Annotated in this window: 15 protein-coding genes; 2 read left to right on the forward strand and 13 right to left on the reverse strand. The window is 66.2% G+C overall.

Going from position 1 to position 15,473, the window contains the following annotated elements; all coding sequences use genetic code 11:
- Nucleotides 1-19 precede the first annotated feature (19 nt).
- The 10 genes from GV832_RS10470 to GV832_RS10515 all read right to left on the reverse strand — a co-directional run bounded on the left by GV832_RS10470 (nucleotide 20) and on the right by GV832_RS10515 (nucleotide 10,129).
- The gene (locus GV832_RS10470; RefSeq protein WP_168774793.1) at nucleotides 20-655 is read right to left on the reverse strand and encodes a TetR/AcrR family transcriptional regulator; all 636 of its coding nucleotides are present in this window, start codon (nucleotides 653-655) and stop codon (nucleotides 20-22) included.
- A 63-nt stretch (nucleotides 656-718) separates the two neighbouring features.
- Nucleotides 719-1,585 carry a polyphosphate kinase 2 gene (gene ppk2 / locus GV832_RS10475; protein ID WP_168774794.1) on the reverse strand — a complete coding sequence of 289 codons (867 nt, stop codon included), beginning with the start codon at nucleotides 1,583-1,585 and terminating at the stop codon, nucleotides 719-721.
- A gap of 58 nt (nucleotides 1,586-1,643) precedes the next feature.
- Nucleotides 1,644-2,570, reverse strand: coding sequence for an alpha/beta fold hydrolase (locus GV832_RS10480; protein ID WP_168774795.1), 927 nt, complete (start codon nucleotides 2,568-2,570; stop codon nucleotides 1,644-1,646).
- 157 nt (nucleotides 2,571-2,727) lie between these two features.
- The gene (locus GV832_RS10485) at nucleotides 2,728-3,654 is read right to left on the reverse strand and encodes a homoserine O-succinyltransferase (RefSeq protein ID WP_168774796.1); all 927 of its coding nucleotides are present in this window, start codon (nucleotides 3,652-3,654) and stop codon (nucleotides 2,728-2,730) included.
- Nucleotides 3,655-3,675: 21 nt separating this feature from the next.
- Nucleotides 3,676-4,545, reverse strand: coding sequence for an ATPase (locus tag GV832_RS10490; protein WP_168774797.1), 870 nt, complete (start codon nucleotides 4,543-4,545; stop codon nucleotides 3,676-3,678).
- 87 nt (nucleotides 4,546-4,632) lie between these two features.
- Complete coding sequence (locus GV832_RS10495; RefSeq protein WP_265332509.1) at nucleotides 4,633-5,469, reverse strand: DMT family transporter; 837 nt, start codon at nucleotides 5,467-5,469, stop codon at nucleotides 4,633-4,635.
- Nucleotides 5,470-5,644: 175 nt separating this feature from the next.
- Entirely contained in the window at nucleotides 5,645-6,748 is a 1,104-nt protein-coding gene (locus tag GV832_RS10500) for an OmpP1/FadL family transporter (protein WP_168774799.1), read from the reverse strand.
- Between the two features lie 68 nt (nucleotides 6,749-6,816).
- Nucleotides 6,817-7,707, reverse strand: coding sequence for a DMT family transporter (locus GV832_RS10505; protein WP_168774800.1), 891 nt, complete (start codon nucleotides 7,705-7,707; stop codon nucleotides 6,817-6,819).
- Entirely contained in the window at nucleotides 7,700-8,941 is a 1,242-nt protein-coding gene (locus GV832_RS10510) for an MFS transporter (protein WP_168774801.1), read from the reverse strand. The genes GV832_RS10505 and GV832_RS10510 overlap by 8 nt, the downstream gene beginning before the upstream one ends.
- A gap of 198 nt (nucleotides 8,942-9,139) precedes the next feature.
- The gene (locus tag GV832_RS10515; RefSeq protein WP_168774802.1) at nucleotides 9,140-10,129 is read right to left on the reverse strand and encodes a zinc-dependent alcohol dehydrogenase family protein; all 990 of its coding nucleotides are present in this window, start codon (nucleotides 10,127-10,129) and stop codon (nucleotides 9,140-9,142) included.
- 117 nt (nucleotides 10,130-10,246) lie between these two features.
- Here GV832_RS10515 and GV832_RS10520 point away from each other — a divergent pair, with 117 nt between their 5' ends.
- Both GV832_RS10520 and GV832_RS10525 read left to right on the forward strand, forming a co-directional pair.
- Nucleotides 10,247-10,813, forward strand: a complete 567-nt coding sequence (locus tag GV832_RS10520; RefSeq protein WP_168774803.1) for a nitroreductase family protein — start codon at nucleotides 10,247-10,249, stop codon at nucleotides 10,811-10,813.
- 89 nt (nucleotides 10,814-10,902) lie between these two features.
- Nucleotides 10,903-11,703, forward strand: a complete 801-nt coding sequence (locus tag GV832_RS10525) for a sulfotransferase (RefSeq protein WP_168774804.1) — start codon at nucleotides 10,903-10,905, stop codon at nucleotides 11,701-11,703.
- 16 nt (nucleotides 11,704-11,719) lie between these two features.
- On the opposite strand, the gene GV832_RS10530 is transcribed toward GV832_RS10525, so the two are convergent.
- The 3 genes from GV832_RS10530 to guaA form a co-directional block, all read right to left on the reverse strand.
- Nucleotides 11,720-12,778 (reverse strand): hypothetical protein, encoded by a 1,059-nt coding sequence (locus tag GV832_RS10530; protein WP_168774805.1) that lies wholly within the window; start codon nucleotides 12,776-12,778, stop codon nucleotides 11,720-11,722.
- A 33-nt stretch (nucleotides 12,779-12,811) separates the two neighbouring features.
- Nucleotides 12,812-13,606: a sulfotransferase family 2 domain-containing protein gene (locus GV832_RS10535; RefSeq protein WP_168774806.1), complete on the reverse strand. Its 795-nt coding sequence runs from the start codon at nucleotides 13,604-13,606 to the stop codon at nucleotides 12,812-12,814.
- A gap of 134 nt (nucleotides 13,607-13,740) precedes the next feature.
- Nucleotides 13,741-15,306, reverse strand: coding sequence for a glutamine-hydrolyzing GMP synthase (gene guaA, locus GV832_RS10540; RefSeq protein WP_168774807.1), 1,566 nt, complete (start codon nucleotides 15,304-15,306; stop codon nucleotides 13,741-13,743).
- Nucleotides 15,307-15,473 lie beyond the last annotated feature (167 nt).

Here is a 15,473-nt window from a genome sequence, read left to right on the forward strand (position 1 = left end):
AGCAGGGCCGTCCTCGCCCTCACTGGTCCGGCGGCAAGAGCCCGAGGCCCCGCAGGTAAATCCCAATCCCGGTCTCCAGGAGGTCCTCCGGCGGGAAGGGCGATTTCGCCCCCGGCGTGCCGCGCATGAAAAGCTCCACGACCCCATGGCTCATCGCCCAGATATGGGCCGAGAACATCGAGGCGGGCGGCCTTTTCCCCTCGGGCAGATGCAAGGACAGGCCCCGCGCCGCCTCCTCCAGCACGCCACGTGCCTTGGCCGCCATCTGGGCGAGGTCGGGATGGGCGTTGAACGAAAGCCCGCTTTCGAACATCGCCATGTAATGGCCCGGGTATTTGCGCGCGAAAGCGAGATAGGCCCGCCCCGTCGCCTCGAAGGCCGCAAGGGCCGAGGGCTTGCCGCCGTTATAGGCGAACTCCATCAAGGCCGCGAAAATGTCATAGCCCTGCCGCGCCACCTCGGCGATCAGCTCATCGCGGCCCGCGAAATGGCGATAGACGGCCGCCGGTGTCACATCGGCCGCCTTCGCCGCCTCCGAGAGCGTAAACCCCGTCGGCCCCTGTTCGGCAATCAGCCGCAGGGCGGCCTCGACCAGCGCCTGCCGCAAGTTCCCGTGATGATAGCCCTGCTTCAACGCCCGACCTTTGTCTTTCATACTGGCCCAAGTATCCCGGGGTGTGGGGCAGAGCCCCACCGACCTTTTCCCCGAGACCAGGCCCTAGCCGATCAGCCCCGGCCCGCCGCAGATCTTTCCATCCACGGTCCCGATCACGCCCGCGTCCTTGCCCGGAAACTCCATCGCGTTCAAGACCGTCTGGATCGCGGCGATCCGCGCCCGAAGCTTGTCGTCCGAGAGGATCACCGTCCAGGGCGCATGGGAGAAATGGGTCTTCTCCATCGTCTCGGCAATGGCCGCGCTGTATTCTTTCCACTTGGCCAGGCCGTCGATGTCGATCTGGCTCAGCTTCCACTGTTTCAAGGGATCCCCCTCGCGGTCAAGGAAGCGCTTGAGCTGTTCGGCCCGGTCGACCTCCAGCCAGAGCTTCACCAGGACGATGCCCTCATCCACGATCATCTTTTCGAAATCAGGCACTTGCCGGAAGAACTTCGCCTTCTGCTCCAGGTTGCAAAAGCCGAAGACGGGTTCCACGATGGCGCGGTTGTACCAGCTGCGGTCGAAAAGGCTGATCTCTCCGGCGGCGGGCAGCTGGTCGATATAGCGCTGGAAATACCATTGCCCGGCCTCGCGTTCGGTCGGCTTCGAAAGCGCCACGATCCGCGCCACGCGGGGGTTGAGGTTCAGCCGCATCGCCTCGATCGTGCCGCCCTTGCCCGCCGCATCGCGCCCCTCGAAGACCACGATGAGCCTTTTGCCCTTGGCCTTCAGGTCGTAATGCATCCTGACCAGTTGCAGCTGCAGCTGCTCCATCCGCGCCTCGTAGTCCTTGCGCTTCATCTCCTCGCGGTAGGGATAGGTCTTGGAGAGGATGTCGTCCTTGCCCGCCTCCTCGATGACCTTGCGCACCTCCTTGGGTGCGTCCTTCTTGAAATACCGCGAAATCGCCCCGTCGAAGGGAAGGTCCATGATCGCCTCCATTTTGAGGCCAAGGTGACGGGCCTGCCTGCCCCCGTCAAGCAGCCCGTCAAGCAACCAGACGCAGGACCGCCTCTTCGACGGCGTCGAGGTGGGTGTGATGGGGCATATGACCCGCATCCTCCAGCACGGTCAGCCTGGCCTGGGGCAGGAGGCGCGACAGGGGGGCGGAGTGGATCTCCAGGGGCACGATCGGGTCATGGGCGCCATGCACCATCTCGACCGGCAGGGCCAGCCGCCCATATTCGCCCTGCATGGACCGCACATGGAGCAAGAGCCCGTTGACCTGGTCGGCATTGACCCCCAGGGCGCCCGAAGGCAGGGCCAGCGTCGCCCCGATCCGCGCCGCATAGCCCTCGGGCGCGGCGGAGGGCGCGAAGAGGCCCGGCATCATCTTCTCGATATAGCCATCCGTCACCAGGGCCGAGGCCAGGGGCACGGCCAAGGCCCGCCCGATCCGCGTGGCGGTCAGGCGATACCACCAATCCAGTTGACCCGGCCAGGGCAGCGAGGGCGCCGAGACCAGCACCAGGCCCCGCGCGGCTTGCGGTCCCGTCACCTCGAGCCCCCAGGCCAGCGCCACCGTCCCGCCATAGCTTTGGCCCAGCACCAGGGGCGCGACGATCCCCAGCTCCGCCGCAGCCCGCGCCAGATGCCGCGCCTGGCCCGCCGGAGAAACCCCCTCCGCCCCGATACTGTCCGAGAACCCAAGCCCCGGCCGGTCAAAGGCCGTGACGCGGAACCGCCCCGCCAGCCGCGTCATCAAGGGCAAAAGGTCGCGCAACTGCCCGGACGATCCATGGATCATCACCAGGTCCGGCCCGGTCCCCAGCGTCAGGGCATGAACCCGCCGCCCGCCCACCGACACGATCCGCCCCACGGGGGGAAAGCGCCGCCGGATCGCGGCCTCCCGCCACATCAGCCGCAGCCAGAGCCCCAGGGCCAAGGCGCCGATCACACCGAGAAACAGTCCCATCACGCCCCCTTTCCTTGAAGGTCAAGCCTGCCGCAGATCCGTTACTCTAGCGTTACGACGCTCCGCGCCAAGTCACGAAGCCGGGACCTCGCCCTTTCATCTTTTCAAAAATATCCCCGGGGGAGGTCTGGAGGGGCCGGCAGCCCCTCCAGCGGGTTCAACCCGCGCGCCCGATATCGTTCAGATCGAAAGGCGTGGTCTGGTAGATCTCGTTGACCCAATTGCCGTAAAGCAGATGCGCATGGGGCCGCCAGCGGTTGACCGGCACCCGCGAGGGATCATCGCCGGGATAGTAGTTCATCGGCACGTTGATGGGCTTTCCCGCCGCGACATCGCGGTCATATTCCTGCTTCAGCGTGCCATTGTCATATTCGAAATGGTTGAAGATATAGAGCCCGCGATGGCCCGCATCCTCCACCAGGCAGGGCCCGGTTGTGGCCGAGCCCAGAAGCGTGCGAAGGCCGGCCCGGTCGATCTCGTCCTGGCGGACTTCGGTCCAGCGGCTCACCGGGATCAGCGCCTCATCGGCGAAGCCACGCAGAAGGGGCGAGGTGGGGGCGAGGTTCTCTTGCGGGAAGCAGCCAAAGGCCTTGGCCGTCAGCATGTGTTTCTGCACGCCGTGGAAATGGTAGATCATCGCCATCCCGCCCCAGCAGACGCCGAAGGTGGAATGGACATGGGTCTGGGTCCAGTCCATGACGCGTTTCAGCTCGTCCCAATAGGTCACCTCCTCGAAGGGCAGGTGCTCGATCGGCGCGCCGGTGATGATCAACCCGTCGAACTTCTCGCCGGAGGCCTCCACTTCCGCAAAGGGGCGGTAGAAGGTCGCCATATGTTCGGCGGCGGTGTTCTTGGTCTGGTGTTCCGTCATGCGGATCAGCTGGAAGTCGATCTGCAAGGGCGTGGCGCCGATCAGCCGGGCGAACTGGTTCTCGGTCTGGATCTTTTTCGGCATCAGGTTCAGGAGGCCTATGCGGATCGGGCGGATATCCTGCGTCTGGGCGCGGTCGGGCGACATGACCATGACGCCCTCGGAACGCAGGACGTCATAGGCGGGCAGGTTTTCGGGCAGGGTGATGGGCATGTCTCTCTCCGGGCGGCGGATTTAGGCAGCCGCCCCGCGCCGGTCAAGGGCGCGGGCGATGAGCTGGTCGAAGTCATGGGAGGTCTGAACGGCGCTGACCTCTTCGGCGGTGATGGTCACGCCCCAGCGGGCCATGGCCTGATACCGGGGCTGGCGGCTGTCGAGGAGCCTTGCATAGCCAAAGCGCAAAAAGGCATCCGGGTCGGCCTGGGTTTCCAGGCAGCCCGATTGCGTCAGGTATTCCTCCCAGACCTGCATCAGGAACTGGGGTCGGTAATACATGGGCTTCGGTGCGCGGTCGAAGCGGGCGCAGAGCGCGTCGCGATGGGCCTCGGAGCCCTTGATCCAGACCAGCAGCAGGTTGCCCGCCATCTCGGACAGGACCGGATCGGCGGGGTCATCGGCCTCGACCACCTCGCAGATGGAGCCCGAGGTGTCGCAGATGAAATGCGGATAGCCGTAGATCGCCTCGGCCCTTTCGATGAAACGGGTCGTGTCCAGCATGGCCGCGACCTCGGCGCGGGCATGTTGGCCCTGGCGGCGTTGATATTCGGTGAAGGGCAGCCCGCCTTTCGCCGCATCGCCGGGCTTGCCGAGATAGGTCGAGAGCGGCGCCAGGTTGTCGAAGGTGATGTTCGAGGCGATATAAACGCTGTCGGTCATCAAGAGCTCGCGCAGGAGCGGCACCTTCATCGCCTCGCGCTTGAAGTTGTCGGCGATGTATTCGCCCATGTAGCGCGTGCCGATGCGGTAATCGACGGAGTAGTGGAACCAGCCCTCCCCCTCGCGCAGGAGGTTTGAGATCCGTGTCTTGCCAAGCCCCGACATGCCGAAGAGCGCAAGCTTCTTGCGGGGGGCTTGCAGGTAGTCGGCGGGGGTCTTGTAGATCATGGGCTTGGTCCTTGGCTGGGCGCGCCCCGGGGGTTTCACACCCCCGGACCCCCGTGGGATATTTATGAAAAGATGAAATGGGAAGGGTTATTTGCGGTTCATCAGGATGAGGCCGCCGGTGATCAGGGCGAGGCCCGCGAAGGCCTGGGGGGGCAGGGTCTCGCCATAGAGGAGCGCGCCGAGGATCACGGCCACGGGGGCGATGAGGAGCGTGACGAGGCCGAGGTTGCCGGCCCCCGCCTCGGCCAGGATCGTGTAGAAGAGGCGGTAGGCGAGCGCCGAGGCGATCAGCGCCAGGTAAAGGACGGCGGCGAGGCTCGGGGCGGTGAATTGCGGCAGGCCGTTTTGCCAGAGCGCCAGGGGCGCCAGGGTCAGGGCCGAGACGCTGAGCATGGCGGCGGCAGAGACCTCGGGGCGGATGCCCTTGAGCCTTGCCCGGCCATAGGCGCCGGAGAGCCCATAGCAGAGGCCCGCGCCGAGGATGGCGAGTTGGCCCAGCGAGGTCAGGTCGAAGTCGTGCAGGCTTGCGGGCCCGATGGTGACCACCACGCCCACGAGGCCAAGCACCAGGCCCGCGATGCGGTTCCGCGTCAGGCGCTCGTCCGCGAAGGCCAGGGCCGCGATCAGGACCGAGAAGAGCGCGGTCGAGGCGTTGAGGATGCCGGCCAGCCCCGAGGGGATTTGCGTCTGGCCCCAGACGATCAGCGAAAAGGGCAGGAGGTTGTTGAAGAGCCCCATCAGCGCGGCATCGCCCCAGAAGCGGCGGCCCTGCGGCACCGGCAGGCGGGCGACGGCGATCCAGGCCCAGAGCGCCAGGGCTGCGCCGCTGACCCGCAGGGCCACGGTGGTCATGACGGGCAAGGCGCTCAGCGCGGCATGGTTGGCCGTGAAGGAGCCGCCCCAGATCAGGGCAAGGAGGGCCATGAGGCCCCAGGAGCGGGAAGTGAGGCGGGTCTGTCGCATGGGCGGCTTGTGACAGGCTGGCGTCGGAATTGCCACCCGGAAGCTGCGCAAAGGGGCCAGGGTGCCGCAATGGGAACAGCCCCCGCCTTGGTGCAGGCGGGGGCTGTCGATGGCAAGGGCGCAGGGCCTCTCCGGCTCAGAACCTGTATTCGACCCGGACCCCCAGGCCCAGGGCCTCGTTGTCGGTGAAGCTGGCCCGCGCCGCTCCGGCCGTCGCGGGCTGGGCATCGCCAAGCCGCGTGTAATTCACCCCGAAGGTCGTCTTCATGTTGCCCTTGGTATAGACCGCGCCCAGGGTGGCGCCGAACTGGCCCGTAGTGGGGGCCAGGGGCGAGACCAGGGGCTTGCCCGCCGCCTCGTAGGTCAGCGAGAAAAGGCCCGACCATTCCGGCGTGAAGCGGTGGCCGACACCCAGGGTCCAGGTCGTCGTATCCTCGAGGGCGATCAGGCCCGACCCCGTGTTTGCGACGATGAAGGCCGGGTCGAGGCGGAACTTGCTCCAGTTCACCCAGCGGATGCCGCCGAAGACCAGGGTATCCTTGGCCACGCCGCTTTGAACGTCCAGATTGATGGATTGCGGCGTCTTGACCTTGGTCGGAGCGACGCCCACGGTGGCGGCGCCCAGACGCTCGACCGTGGCGAAGTCATGGGTGATGGCCGAATTCCAGGTCAGGGCGACGCGCAGGGCGATGTCAGGAATTTCATAAGCCGCACCAAGCACATAGCCCAGGGAGGCATCCTCGCTGAGATCGACCGAATAGCCCGAGAGCCCGGCATAGGCCAGGCCTCTGAGGGTGATCTCTGCCGAGGCGCGCTGGGCGCGCAGCCCGCCGTAGAGGCTGGCGCGCTCGCCCAGCTTCAGCTTCAGAAGGCCGGTCATCGCCGTGGACTGGGCCGAGACCTGGGTCCCGCCCAGCATGGTCGCGGCGGGGTTGCCGCCATAGGCCACCTCGGCGCCGAAGGGCGCATCCAGGATGAAGGCATAGCTGAGCCGCGGGCTGAGGTCGGCCTTGTAGCCCAGTTGCACCTGGGTGAAGTCGGCCCCGACATTGGCGATGGGATTGCCGAGCGTGTCACGGCCCGAAAGGCTGGGGGTCACCGAGCCGAACTCGAGCCGGATGCTGGAGCCGGGCTCGAAGAGGATGCCGATATCCTGCCCCGAGCGGTCGATCCCGCCTGCCATGGCGCCCGCGGCAGCCGTCATTGCCAGGGCGGCGAGCCCTGGCGTCCAATTGGTCATGTCTTTCTCCCTCGCAGGCCTTGTTCGCACGGCCGTTTGCGAAAGCTAGACCGTTCCGCGCCCTTGGATCAATCTTTCTGTGTTTTTGACGTCACGTCAGCGCTGAACTGTGCGCGGATGTTCAAAAGGATGCCGGCAAAGATCACCGCTCCGCCTGCCAGGACATAGGGGTCGAAGGGCTCCGCATAGAAAAGCGTGCCGATGACGGCGATCAGCGGCAGGCGCAGGAAGTCGATGGGCGTGACATAGCCCGCCGGGGCCAGCGACAGGGCCGAGGTCAGCGACAGATGCGCCAGCACGCCGCAAAGCCCGATCAGGCAGAGCCAGGGCAGGGTCTGGGCCGTGGGCAGGGTGACGGCGCCGTCATAGCCTGCGCCGACCAGGCCGAAGAAGAACTGCATGAAGGTCAGCCAGAAAAGGATGCCATAGACGGATATCCCCCGCGTCAGGCGCTTGGTCAGGATGGCGACGGAGGCGAAAGACAGCGCGGCCCCTGCGGCGGCCAGCGTCCCCCAGTTCATCAGCCCCGCGCCTGGCCGCGTCACGATCAGGATGCCGATGAAGCCAAGGGTGGCGGCGCCAAGGCGGGGCAGGGTCAGACGCTCGCCCAAGAAGAGCGGGCCGAGCAGGATGACCCAGAGGGGCGAGGTGAACTCGATGGCGAAGACCTGGGCCAGGGGGATCAGGCCAAGCGCCACCAGCCAGAGGTTCTGCCCCGCGAAATGCACGATGTTGCGGGCGAAATGGCCCGAGAGGCGCTCGGTCGAGACCTCGCGCAGCTTGCCGGTGATCAGGCCGAAGACGATGAGCAGGGTGAAGCCCACGGCGGAACGGACCGTCATGATCTCGAAGCTGTCGTGGGTTGCGTTGACCTCGCGCCCGGCGACCGCGATGGCCGAGAAGGAGACGACCGAGCCCATCATCCAGATCGCGGCCTTCAGGGGCCTGGTCTCAGTCATGGTCGAGCCGGTCGGCGCGGCGGAGCGCCGGGAAGGCCCAGGCCCAGATGCCGGTGACCATCAGCGTGCCGATCCCCCCGGTCACCGCCGCCATCACGGGGCCGATGAAGCGCGAGACGACGCCGGTCTCGAACTCTCCAAGCTCGTTGGAGCCCGAGATGAACAGGCCCGAGACCGCCGAGACGCGGCCGCGCATATGGTCGGGGGTGACGATCTGGATGAGCGTCTGGCGGACATTGACCGAGATCATGTCTCCGGCGCCCAGCACCGCAAGGGCCGCGACCGAGAGCCAGAGATTGGTGGAAAGGCCGAAGACGATGGTCGCAAGGCCAAAGGCCGCGACGCCGAGGAACATCTTGACGCCGGCCTTGTTCTTGATCGGGTGAAAGGCCAGCCAGGTCGACATGGCAAGCCCGCCCAATGCAGGCCCCATGCGCAGAAGGGCGTTGCCCATCGAGCCCACTTGCAGGATGTCGGTGGCAAAGGCCGGGAGAAGCGCCGTGGCGCCGCCCAGAAGCACGGCGAAAAGGTCCAGCGAGATGGCGCCGAAGACGACCTTGTTGCCCCAGACGTAAGAGAGCCCCTCGCGCAATTGGGTCAGCGGGTTGCCCCCTTGCCGCTCGGGCGTCGTGCGGGCGCGCACCAGCGCAAGCGAGGCGATGCCGAAGACGAAGAAGACCGTGGCGATGCCATAGGCGGCTGCGATGGATTGGTCGATGAGAAGCCCGCCGAGGAAGGGCCCGCCCAGGATCGCCACCATCCAGACCGTGGTCGAAAGCGAGATGGCGCGCGGCATGTCGGTCCGGCTGACCAGCATGGGCACCATGGCCGAGGCTGCGGGCGACAGGAAGGCGCGGGCGGCGCCGAAAAGCCCCGAGATGACGAAAATCGGCATGAGGCTCGGGGTCTCTTGCAGCGCGATGGCCATGAGGCCCGCCACGCCAAGCGCCTCGGCCACCAGGGACCAGATGACGATGGCCTTGCGGCTGATGCGGTCGGCCAGGGTGCCTGCGTATAGCGTCAGGACGAAGAGAGGCAGGAACTGGCAGAGCCCCACCATGCCGACCATGAAGGCGCTTTCCTCGATGGACCGGGTTTCGCGGGCGATGTGGTAGACCTGCCAGGCGACCGTGATGGACTCGATCTGAACCGCGATCTGGATCGGGACCATGCCGATGAAATAGCGCGCATAATCGGGATGGCGGCGGAAGAAGGCCAGGGGCGTGTCGGACATGGGGGGAACCTGCGCGTGGAGTGGCGCGACCATGCATCCGGGGGGCCGCAGGGGCAAGGGGCTTTCGGGTGGAGATTGGGGGGGCTGCTCGCCCTGTGCTGGAAACGTCCGGGCCGGGAATTTGGGGGGGCTGCTCGCCCCCCCAAGCCCCCCTCGCCGGGAGGGCCTCGGGCCCTCCCGGACCCTCCCCCTGGCGCTCTACGGCAGAATGAGGGTCTTGATGTCGCCGGGCGGAGGGGGGGCGGCTATGGCGGCAGGGGCCTCGTCCAGCGTCAGGCGGCGGGTGATCAGGGGTTCGGTCTGGACATGGCCGCTGGCGATCAGGTCCAGGGCGCGGGACTGGGTGAATGGGTTGATGAAGGCGGGCAGAAGCGAGACCTCGCGGAAGAGGAGGTCGAAGGGCTCTATCGTGACCTTCGCGCCCTTGGCCAGGACGCCCAGGATCACGACGCGACCGCCCGAGGACGCGAGGCGCGGCGCGGTCTCCATCGTCTCGGGGACGCCTGCGCATTCGATCACCGCATCGGCGCCCTGGGGCCAGAGCGCCAAGGCCTCGTCCGTGCTGGCGGCGGTGAACTTCGCGCCCAGGGCCAGCGCCACCTCGCGCTTGGCCGGATGGCGGGTGACCAGCATGACCTCGGCCCCCGCCGCCCGGGCGAGCTGCACGGCCAGGAGCCCGATGACCCCGCCGCCCAGGACGATGGCACGCTCTCCGGGGACCAGGCGCGCCACGTCCAGACCATGCAGCGTGCAGGCCAGGGGCTCGGCAAAGGCCCCGGCCTCGGCGCCAAGCCCGGGGGGAAGGGGCAGGGCGCGGTGACCGGGGATCAGGGCAAACTCGGCAAAGCCCCCGTCGCGGGCAAGGCCGATGGCCACGTTGCGGGCACAAAGGTTCACCCGCCCCCGCCGACATTCCGGACAAGTGCCGCAGAAGATATTCGGGTCGCAGGCCACCAGCCCGCCAACCTGGTGGCCACTTTCGGCCCCCGCCGCCACCACGAGCCCGGCAAATTCATGGCCCAGCGTCACCGGGGGCCGCGAGGGGAACTCGCCGTGGTAAAGATGCCGGTCCGTGCCGCAGATCCCGGCCGCCTGGACCTGGACCACGACATCGAAAGGACCGGGCTCGGGCCTTGCCACCTCTTGCAGCTCGATCTGCCGCAACCCCACCAGACGCGCTGCCTTCATCGCTTCCCCCCGCTTTGAGCCCAGAGTGAGAGCCGAAAGCGCCCCGGTCAAGCGCGTTTCCCCTCTGGCCTTGACCGGCTCAAGGCGGCATCTTGGCCCAAAGACCAAGGAGCCGCCATGACCGCCCGCCAAGCCGACCACCCGATCGACGCGCTTTTCCTCAACCGCCACTCGCCCCGCGCCTTCACGACGGAAGAAATCCCCCAGGCCGAGCTTCTGACCCTGATGGAGGCGGCGCGCTGGGCGCCCTCGGCCTCGAACACCCAGCCCGCGCGGCTGGCCTGGGGGCGGCGCGGCGAGGCGGAGTTCCAGACCATCGCGGGCCTCCTGGTGCCGGGAAACCGCATCTGGGCCGAACGCGCCGCGGCCCTGGTCGTCGTGGCCAGCCAGGCCGAGAAAGAGGGCGCGGCCCTGACCTGGCACGCTTTCGACGCGGGTGCGGCCTGGATGAGCCTGGCCTTGCAGGCCCATCTGCGCGGCTGGGTGGCCCATGCCATGGGCGGTTTCGACAAGGAGGCCGCTGTCCAGGCCCTGCACCTGCCCGCAGGTCACGCGCTGCATTGCGTGGTGGCCATCGGTCGCCAGGGTCCGGCCGAGACCCTGCCCGAACACCAGCGCCCGCGCGAGATGCCCAATTCCCGGCGTCCCCTGTCCGAAGTCGCAGGCCATGGGCGGTTTCTTTAACCCGAACCCGGCATCCTTGGGCCGGTCGTCTTGAGTTTGCCAAGACCTGCCAGTAGGTTGCCCAGCGTTTTCCGCCCGAAGGAGAGGTCATGGTCGAGCGTCCCGTCGAGTCCTGGTCCGCAGAAGAGTTGAAAGAGTTCGGGATGCTCATGCGCCCCTCGGAAGGTTTCCTCTTTCTGGTGACCTATGGCCGTTCGGGCTCGACCCTGGCGCAGAACCTGCTGAACGCGATCCCCGGCTATTGCATCCGGGGCGAGAATGCCAACGCGGTCTACCAGATCTGCCGGATGATCGACAATTTCGACCGCGAGCCCAATGTCCAGATGCGGCGCGACCAGCTTGCGGGCAGGGGCAACCTCGTCCCCGAGATCGGGCAGCCGACCGATCCGTGGTACGGGCTGGAACTGGTCGACATCGACCGGATGGGTTTGCGCTTCATGAATATCTTCTGCCGCGAGATTCTGAATATCCCGCCCAGGACCCGCGTCGCGGGCTTCAAGGAGATCCGCTACCTGACCGACCTGAATTTCGTGCCCGCCCAGTTGGACATCATGACGCGCTATTTTCCCAAGGCGCGCTTCCTGTTCCTGACGCGCAACAACGAAGAGGTGGCTGACAGCGCCTGGTGGCGCAACCACGACAAGGAAAAGCTGGTGCCGCAACTGGCCAAGGCGGATCGCGTCTTTGCCGATTATGCTGCCGGCAAGCCCAATTGCTTCATGATGGACTACACCAGCTTCCTTGGCGGGCCAGAGCGGCTTGTCCCGCTGTTCGATTGGCTGGGCGAAAAGATGGACCGCGCCGTCGTCCGCGCCGTGCTGGGCCGCAAGCTCTATCACGCCAAGCATCTTGGGGCGCCGCGCAAGCCCGCCGACGCCGCGAAGCCCTGAGCCCGGCCGGCAGGGCTCAGGCTGCGGGCTTGTTCGGGCGGGCTGGACGGCGCGCCTTGACCACGGGGGCAAATTCCAGCGGTTCGCCTGCGGCCACGCGCTCCAGCGCCGTCTCGATGCGCTTGATGCGCTGGGCCTGGGACAGAACCACCTCGAGCAGGGCATCGACCAGCCGGTCCCGCACGGCCGGGGCCTCGGGGATGGCAGAGACACGGACCTTGCCCGAGACGCGCGGATCGAAACCGCAGGCCTCGGTCAGCGCGTCGAAGAGGTCGGCGCGCGCGGCCACGATGGCGGCGGTGTCGGAATAGTCGAAGAGCCGCACGAGAAGGTCTTCGACCTTGGGCACGTCCTTGAGCCCGGGCAGGACGGCCTTGTCGAAGACATCGGGCAGGACGCCCTGGGCGATGCCGTCATTGAAGATCGCCCGCAGGACGATTTCGGCCTCTTCGCCCCGTTCCAGCACGCGGGCACCCAGCGGCGTGAGCTTGACCCCGATGGCCGCGCCGAAATCGGCCACCACGTCGGGCGCCGCCTCGTAGGAACGGATATGCAGGATGTCGCTCATCCGCTTGTGCCATTCCACGATGCCGGAATACCAGTTCACCAGGCCCCGCGCCTTTTCGGCATAGGGCGGGATCGGGCCCGGAGACATCTTGTGGCGCACCCCCCATTGCACATAGGCCGAGGGCAGCCAGTCATGCGGGTTGCGGACATAGCCGATGGCCTCGACCTCCATGCCCAGGGCGATCAGCCGCCGGATCATGGGTTCCAGCACGGCAGACTTGCCCGCGAAGGATTCGTTCGAGATGACGAAAGTGTGGATGCGCTTGGTCTTGGCGGTCTCGGACAATTGCTGGAACAGCACCTCGGCCGCCTCGATCAGGGCAGGCTCCTCGAGAGAGAAGAACTTGGCCTGGTTGCGCAGCCCCTTGAAGGAGGGGTCCACGAGGTCGAACCACATGCCCAGATACATCATGCCCGCCTGGCGCAGCTCGAAAGAGTTCTGCGCCAGGGTCTTCTGGATCGTGCTGGTGCCGGTCTTGCCCATGCCGATATGGAGGATGATCTTCATGTATGCGCTCCGTCAGGTGTCTTTGGGCAGGCGTTACTTGGTGGCTCTGGCCTGGATGTCCTGCAGCATCAGGTGGTCCTGCCGATAGGCCTCGGCCACATCCGCCCGCGCCGCCTCCGAGAGGTCCGGCATGACTTGCTTGCGGTTGGCAGAGGCATTGGCGGGATTGAGCACGACGGCATCCATCACCCTGTAGCCATCGGCACCGAAGATGCCGCCCAGGATCTTCTGGCAATCCTCGGCAAAGGTCTCGACCCGGCCGAAGGTCATGCGCGGCAGTTCGTCGAAGAAGATCTGCTTGCGCTGCAACCGCCAATGCTCATCCAGGTCGCGCAGGCGGATATCCTGCCGCACGGCTTGGGCAAACTTGTCCAGGGTCAGGAAATCGGAAAGCGGCACTTCGGGCCCGACGCCAAGATAGGCCCGCACGCGTTCGGCGAAGGGCGTCTTGCGCATCAGCTTCTTGCGGAAGGCCGAAAGGAACCGGCTTTCCGGGCTGCGGACAAAGGTGAAGAGCGGGATCGCGGGGTCCTCGAGCATCTCGAGGAAGCGGTCATAGCCGACCTCGCGCGGCGTCTTAAGGACATTGGCCTCGCGATTGTGGATCAGATGGGCGGAGTCGATGGCGAAATCCTCGATCCCGCTGGCGCGGGCCGCGGCATAGTTCAACGTCAGCTTCAGGGTCGAACAGGCGCAGATCGGATTGGCCACGAAGATGAAGCCAGGGTCCTCCCAGATGTGGAACGCCCAGTTCATGCCGCCTTCGCCTTGGACATGGGAGGCCATGCGGGCCAGAAGCGGCGGCAGGGAGGAAGACTTCGGTTGCAAGTTCAGTCTCATCTCAAATCGGGCCGATGCTTTGCCGCGTGACAAGGCTACAACAGGGCCCCTGCGCCAGCAAGGAACATGGCACCGGCCGCCCCCCGGTTTCGCGCTGTTGCTTAACCGGGGGGCAAAGCGGCTTACTCCAGCTCGATCGTGCCCGGCGGTTTGCTGGTGCAGTCATAGAAGACGCGGTTGACGCCCTTGACCTCGTTGATGATCCGCGTGGCGGTTTCACCGAGGAAGTCATGGGTGAAAGGGTAGTAATCCGCCGTCATGCCATCGACGCTTGTGACCGCGCGCAAGCTTACGGCGTAGTCATAGGTCCGCCCATCGCCCATCACGCCCACGGTCTTCATCGGCAGGATGGCGGCGAAGGCCTGCCAGATCTCGTCATACAGCCCGTGCTTGCGGATCTGGTCGATATAGACCGCATCGGCCCGGCGCAGGATCTCCAGCTTTTCGCGGGTGATCTCGCCGGGGCAGCGGATGGCGAGGCCCGGGCCGGGGAAAGGGTGGCGGCCGATGAAGCTGTCGGGCAGGCCAAGCTCGCGACCCAAGGCGCGGACCTCGTCCTTGAAGAGCTCGCGCAGCGGTTCCACCAGTTTCAGGCCCATCTTCTCCGGCAGGCCGCCCACGTTGTGGTGGGACTTGATGGTGACCGAGGGGCCGCCCGAGAAGGAGACCGATTCGATGACATCGGGGTAAAGCGTGCCCTGGGCCAGGAATTCGGCGCCGGGGATCTGGTTGGCGTATTTCTGGAAGACCTCGATGAAGAGGCGGCCGATGGTCTTGCGTTTGACCTCCGGGTCTGAGACGCCTTCGAGCGCGCCGAGGAAGAGGTCGGATTCATCGGCATGGATCAGGTTCAGGTTGTAGTTCTCGCGGAACATCTTGACGACCTGCTCGGCCTCGCCGAGGCGAAGGAGCCCGTGGTCGACGAAGACGCAGGTGAGCTGATCGCCCAGGGCCTCATGCAGGAGGATGCCGGTGACGGAAGAGTCCACGCCGCCGGAGAGCGCGCAGATGACCTTTTTGTCGCCGACCTGGGATTTGATCTTGGCGATCATCTCCTCGCGATAGGCGCCCATGGTCCAGTCGCCCTTGAAGCCTGCGAGCTTCACGAAGTTCTCGTAAAGTGCCGCGCCTTTCGGCGTGTGGTGGACTTCGGGGTGGAACTGGACGGCGTAGAAGTGGCGCGAGGTGTCGGCGGTGATGGCAAAGGGCGCATTGGGCGAAGTGCCATAGACCTGGAACCCCGGGGCGATGCGCGAGACATGGTCGCCGTGGCTCATCCAGACCTGCTCGTCGCCCTGTTCGAACCAGCCGTCGAGGAGGGGGAGCTTGCCCACGGGCGTCACATAGGCGCGGCCGAATTCCGCCGTGCCATGGCCGCCTTCGACATGACCACCGAGGCAATGCATCATGACCTGCTGGCCATAGCAAATGCCGAGGATCGGGACGCCGAGGTCGAAGACCCCCTTGGGCGGCATGGGCGCGCCCTCGGTATAGACCGAGGCCGGGCCGCCGGAGAAGATCACGGCCTTGGGGGCAAAGCGGGCAAGGAAGGCCTCGTCCACTTTGTTGAAGGGATGGATTTCGCAATAGACCGACAATTCGCGCAGGCGCCGCGCGATGAGTTGGGTGACTTGCGACCCGAAGTCGATGATGAGGAGGCGATCATGCCCAGGGGATGTGGTGCTCATGCGCCCGCGTAGCTTTTGAAGGGGGAATTGGCAAGACGGGAATCGCTCGGGCCCGGAGCCTTGAAGCGGGCATGGCCGATGACAAGTCCGAGACCCTGCGCGACCAGATCACCACCCGGGCCGTTTCCGGCGTGGGTTCGGGCGATCTTGGCGCCTCGACGGCGGCG

Origin of the sequence: Stagnihabitans tardus (assembly GCF_009925085.1) — a bacterium.
Lineage (GTDB): Bacteria > Pseudomonadota > Alphaproteobacteria > Rhodobacterales > Rhodobacteraceae > Stagnihabitans > Stagnihabitans tardus.

What these genes read in the sequence shown, in the direction of transcription:
- GV832_RS10470 (WP_168774793.1), bottom strand. Translation starts at nt 655, where the DNA reads ATGAAAGACAAAGGTCGGGCGTTGAAGCAGGGCTATCATCACGGGAAC.
- ppk2 (WP_168774794.1), bottom strand. Translation starts at nt 1,585, where the DNA reads ATGGACCTTCCCTTCGACGGGGCGATTTCGCGGTATTTCAAGAAGGAC.
- GV832_RS10480 (WP_168774795.1), bottom strand. Translation starts at nt 2,570, where the DNA reads ATGGGACTGTTTCTCGGTGTGATCGGCGCCTTGGCCCTGGGGCTCTGG.
- GV832_RS10485 (WP_168774796.1), bottom strand. Translation starts at nt 3,654, where the DNA reads ATGCCCATCACCCTGCCCGAAAACCTGCCCGCCTATGACGTCCTGCGT.
- GV832_RS10490 (WP_168774797.1), bottom strand. Translation starts at nt 4,545, where the DNA reads ATGATCTACAAGACCCCCGCCGACTACCTGCAAGCCCCCCGCAAGAAG.
- GV832_RS10495 (WP_265332509.1), bottom strand. Translation starts at nt 5,469, where the DNA reads ATGGCCCTCCTTGCCCTGATCTGGGGCGGCTCCTTCACGGCCAACCAT.
- GV832_RS10500 (WP_168774799.1), bottom strand. Translation starts at nt 6,748, where the DNA reads ATGACCAATTGGACGCCAGGGCTCGCCGCCCTGGCAATGACGGCTGCC.
- GV832_RS10505 (WP_168774800.1), bottom strand. Translation starts at nt 7,707, where the DNA reads ATGACTGAGACCAGGCCCCTGAAGGCCGCGATCTGGATGATGGGCTCG.
- GV832_RS10510 (WP_168774801.1), bottom strand. Translation starts at nt 8,941, where the DNA reads ATGTCCGACACGCCCCTGGCCTTCTTCCGCCGCCATCCCGATTATGCG.
- GV832_RS10515 (WP_168774802.1), bottom strand. Translation starts at nt 10,129, where the DNA reads ATGAAGGCAGCGCGTCTGGTGGGGTTGCGGCAGATCGAGCTGCAAGAG.
- GV832_RS10520 (WP_168774803.1), top strand. Translation starts at nt 10,247, where the DNA reads ATGACCGCCCGCCAAGCCGACCACCCGATCGACGCGCTTTTCCTCAAC.
- GV832_RS10525 (WP_168774804.1), top strand. Translation starts at nt 10,903, where the DNA reads ATGGTCGAGCGTCCCGTCGAGTCCTGGTCCGCAGAAGAGTTGAAAGAG.
- GV832_RS10530 (WP_168774805.1), bottom strand. Translation starts at nt 12,778, where the DNA reads ATGAAGATCATCCTCCATATCGGCATGGGCAAGACCGGCACCAGCACG.
- guaA (WP_168774807.1), bottom strand. Translation starts at nt 15,306, where the DNA reads ATGAGCACCACATCCCCTGGGCATGATCGCCTCCTCATCATCGACTTC.